Source organism: Synechococcus sp. R55.2 (genome assembly GCF_047462075.1).
GTDB lineage: Bacteria > Cyanobacteriota > Cyanobacteriia > Thermostichales > Thermostichaceae > Thermostichus.
Genome location: NZ_JANSIH010000339.1, coordinates 16,364 through 20,258 on the forward strand (window position 1 = coordinate 16,364; position 3,895 = coordinate 20,258).

The following is a 3,895-nucleotide window of genomic DNA, read 5'->3' on the forward strand; positions in this document are numbered from 1 at the left end:
TCCAACCGCCCAGCCGGTGCCCCTGCTGGTAAAACAACGACAGCCCAAACAGAGCGGATCCCAAGCCACCCAGACTGCTGAGGCTGGCAAAGAAAAAATTGGCACGGTACTCCATTTCTGCCGCGATTGAGGTGCTCCAAAACAGCCACAATATCCGCAAATAGCGCAGCACCTTGGTTTTCTCCAATCTCAGCTTTTATCCCACTTGCGGTAACAGCGGGCGGTAATGAAATAGGGGTGAAACACCTCCAAAAAACAGCTTTGCAGCACCTGAAAGAATTGCTCTACCTTTTGCGGGTCGTCCAGGTGAAAAGGAAACTCGCCGTTAAACCCCTTGAAAAAGTACCAGTTGATCAAAAGCTTACCTGACGGCTTGAGCCAGTCGTAAAACTGCCGCAACTGCGCTGCCGGATCCGCCAGATGTTCCACCACATCGAAGCAGATGACCGTGTCAAAAAAGATCTCTTCTGGGAAGTTTTCTGGACAGTGGATGCGCTCGGTTAAGCCCAGCTTTTCCGCCCGCCATTGCACAAACTGCCGATGGATGGGGTTGATATCCCAGAAGATCACCTGATCCACCGCTGCGCAGAGGGCCGCCCCGATAGCATGGGTGCCGATGCCGCCGCCAAAATCCAACACCAACCCGCGGGCATGATCCGCCACCAGGCGTAAGGTATCGCCGATGTAGTCGGTGCTGCTCAGGTGCCAAGCCGCCAAATCCAGCAGATAGGCGGATCTCACCTGATCCCGATAAAACGCATCTGCCCGATCCCAGCCAAAGTCTCGCCGGCCCAACTCCGCCAATTCTTGCTGCCCTGCCCGCAGCCTCTCCCGCAGATCGGCAGCCGCAAGGCCCAGGAAGGATCCCAGATGGTCTTCTAGGTCAAAGGCATTTTGCCAGTAGCCGCTCAGCGCAGGTGGAATGGGGGGCACAGCAATCAGAGCTCGATCATCTGCTGAATTCGGGGCAGGGAATCAGGCGGCGGTAAAGTCGCCGTTTTTTTTCGGGATCTCTTCCGAGGTTTTCTTCTGGGATCCCAGCAGGGCCCTGTGGTCGCCGGGGGATAAAGGCTTTAACAGACCGGCCAGGGTTTCGGGAGTGAGGCGGTCGGTGCTCTCCACAATTGCCGTCACATTCGGGCCAAAGCCTATCTTATCCAACAACTCAAGGCGATGGGACAAAACCCGTTTCCCATTGACGAATAGGCCGTTGGTGCTGCGGCCAGATCCAGAGCCGCCATCGAACACCACATAGCCATATCCAACCCGGTTCTCATCGGGAATGCGGATGATCAACGCATGCTTGCGAGAGACGCAAGGGTCGTAAAGGCGAATGTGGTTGTTCACTGCCCGGCCTACCGAGTAGTAAATGTTGTCCAGGACAACACCGCGCCGACCCATCTGATCGGTGAAGATCAAGACCAGGTGAGCAGGGTTGGGTTGGGCAGCAGAAGCGTTCATGCTATGGGTGCGCTCGGCGTGGTTGAGGTGTTGGAAACGGCAGCCCAAGGACGGCCAGGCAACGAAGCTGCAGTTAACCCCAGAATGAGGACTTCCCCCTCTTATCGCCCGCCATCGGCTCAAATCATACACCACCATCTTATTTGACATTCTCCCCCGCCTGAAGCCGGGGGATTCTTTCTCAGGTTGCAGAATGACTCCTGCTTACTGAGCTACACCGGGTATGGGGTCGAAACCTCAACCCGATGGGGGATGCCATCACCCCAACTACTGGGACATCAAACTGCCCCAGATACTTTCGTCTCAGATTTACCGACCCTACGCCGTCGCGGTGAAACCGAAAGCCACAAGCCCGGCAATGATACTCCCTACCCCTGGGCTTGTGGAGCATGTGGCAACGCGGGCACTTCTGCGAGGTGTACCGTTCCTCTTGCAACACCACCCACATCCCCAACTTCTCTGCCTTGTAGGTGAGCAGCCGCCGCACCTGTCCCGACAGCATTTGGTGGATTTTCTGGTTCGCTACCTTGTTGTACTGGGCCGACCGCCGGATATCCCGGATGTCCCCAATCACAACCGTCTGCACGCCTCTTGCTTGGAGCGTGGAGACCAACCTGGTCGTCTGCTTGTGGAGAATGTCCGCCATCTGCTTTGCCAGCCTAGCTAACTGACGCTGCTTAGAACGAACTAACCGCTTCCACCGCCGTGAGCCTCTCTTCTTGCGAGCCATTAGCCTGGAGAGCTTGCCCTTCAGCTTGTTCTGGTAACGCCTTTGGGAACGCAGTAACCGCCCGTTAGCTATAAAAGTTGCCCGACCGTCGTGAGCAGTAGCTAAATGCACTTCCCCTAAATCGACACCTGCTACTTCCCCAGCCTTTGCCGTTACTTCCCCTTCCGGCCTACTTAACTCGTAGCAGGCCCGCAACTCGTACTGCTTGCCGTCCCAGCCGATTTCTACCTGCACCGGTGTATCCCATGCCCAAGGAATAACCACAGGCGGGTTGGTCTTGCCGTTGGAAAGAACTAACTTCCCACCCCGAACCCTAATGGCAGAGGACTTCCAGATGACCTTGAAGTAGCGCCGCCGTCTTTTGGGGGGCTTGGCGTTGGGATCCGTTTTACGACGCTTGTACCAAGACTTCAGAGAAGCAAAGAAACTTTGTACCACTGCATCGGCACTATGGGCGTGAAGTTCGTTTCCACTACTGTTGGGAAACCAGCGCATCAAACTCGAGGGCTTTAACCACAAGCCTTTCTTGCGTGCCACTCGCCAAAAGAAAACCAAGGTCTTGGAGTATAGCTCGCCCGCGGCTAAAGCCAGATGCTGCAGTTGCTCTGAAAACCCCAACTTTAGCTTCCGAGCAAAATACATCGGAAACCCTACTCGTGCTAGCCGGATTTTAGCAAAAAGCCGCCCTACTCGCGTCAGCGGGCCGTAGGCCCTAGGGCGGGGCTTGAACCCAGTTTTTTGGTCAACTCATACCGACAGCGTCCTCTACTTCCCCTGCCTCTCAAGGGCAGAAAGGCCCAAAAGATGGGCGCGTTGCAAAAATGACAACTGATCCAGAACAAGCTGGTCTGGTTTTTACAGTCAATTCAGTTGAGGGTGAGACGGCATTACAGGTGAGATGGCATGGACGCAGACCTCAAATCGCAAAAGGCTTTCTTGGAGCTAGCCTGCAAGGAAGGCTAGGATCCTTATACTATGGGGGTAATGATCTCCAGCCGCTCCTTTAACCGCACCGTGCCAGCATGTATACCATTTCCGACTTTGACCGCCTGATCCAGTTTCTCCCGGTGGAGATCCGCCCTGAAGTGCAGATCGAGATCGGCACCCCTGACCAGTCTCGGGTTGTGCAGCCGTTGTGGCGCTTCCCCTGGCAAAAGTACTCTCGCTTTGCCATTGACCTCAGCCGTTGGCAGAAGCTGAGCCCTGACCAGCAGAAGATCTACTTCTTGCGAGAAGCGGTGATGGCCACAGAGCTGGCTTTGGGGGATAACTGGTCGGCGTTGTTGCTGTATCCCGCCTTGATCGGGGCCGGCAGCATGGGCATTTTGGTGGAGCTGCAGATGGGAGACAACCTCGGTGTTGGCCTAGCAGCCGGGTTGGCCGCTTCGGCGGTGTTTCTGTTGCGCAAAGCGGAAAAGGGGCAAAAAGCACAAGTTGCAGCCGATGAATTTGCCGTGCGCTACGCCTCGCAAAACGGCTACAGCTCCGAGCAGGCCGCTGCCATCCTGCTGAGTGCGTTGCAACAGGTGGCCATGCTGGAAGATCGCGTTAAAAATGACTACGACACCACCATGCGCCGCCGCAACCTGGAGTTTTTGGCGCAGCGGGGCCTGGGATCCGGCACTCTAACCATCAACCCCAAGTACCGCAACAAAGGCCAGAGCTCCAACCCCAATCCTTACCAAAACCCCTTCCAGCGCTGAG

Annotated in this window: 4 protein-coding genes and 1 pseudogene; 1 reads left to right on the plus strand and 4 read right to left on the minus strand. The window is 55.9% G+C overall.

The window, feature by feature from the left end; genetic code table 11:
• The 4 genes and pseudogenes from NW838_RS10825 to NW838_RS10840 form a co-directional block, all read right to left on the minus strand.
• Positions 1-187, minus strand: a pseudogene (locus NW838_RS10825) (ABC transporter permease); the annotation flags it as partial.
• 2 nt (positions 188-189) lie between these two features.
• On the minus strand, positions 190-933 hold the full coding sequence (locus tag NW838_RS10830; RefSeq protein ID WP_414428032.1) for a class I SAM-dependent methyltransferase: 744 nt from the start codon (positions 931-933) through the stop codon (positions 190-192).
• Positions 934-975: 42 nt separating this feature from the next.
• Positions 976-1,611 carry an FHA domain-containing protein gene (locus NW838_RS10835; protein ID WP_414358146.1) on the minus strand — a complete coding sequence of 212 codons (636 nt, stop codon included), beginning with the start codon at positions 1,609-1,611 and terminating at the stop codon, positions 976-978.
• Between the two features lie 31 nt (positions 1,612-1,642).
• Complete coding sequence (locus tag NW838_RS10840; protein ID WP_414428033.1) at positions 1,643-2,833, minus strand: RNA-guided endonuclease InsQ/TnpB family protein; 1,191 nt, start codon at positions 2,831-2,833, stop codon at positions 1,643-1,645.
• A 380-nt stretch (positions 2,834-3,213) separates the two neighbouring features.
• Between NW838_RS10840 and NW838_RS10845 the strand changes: the two genes are divergently transcribed.
• Entirely contained in the window at positions 3,214-3,894 is a 681-nt protein-coding gene (locus NW838_RS10845; protein WP_414400683.1) for a DUF3318 domain-containing protein, read from the plus strand.
• Position 3,895: the final 1 nt, after the last annotated feature.

Bases quoted from the DNA above. Each gene is read 5' to 3' on its own strand.
- NW838_RS10835 (WP_414358146.1), bottom strand. From the start codon at position 1,611: ATGTCAAATAAGATGGTGGTGTATGATTTGAGCCGATGGCGGGCGATA.
- NW838_RS10840 (WP_414428033.1), bottom strand. From the start codon at position 2,833: ATGTATTTTGCTCGGAAGCTAAAGTTGGGGTTTTCAGAGCAACTGCAG.
- NW838_RS10845 (WP_414400683.1), top strand. From the start codon at position 3,214: ATGTATACCATTTCCGACTTTGACCGCCTGATCCAGTTTCTCCCGGTG.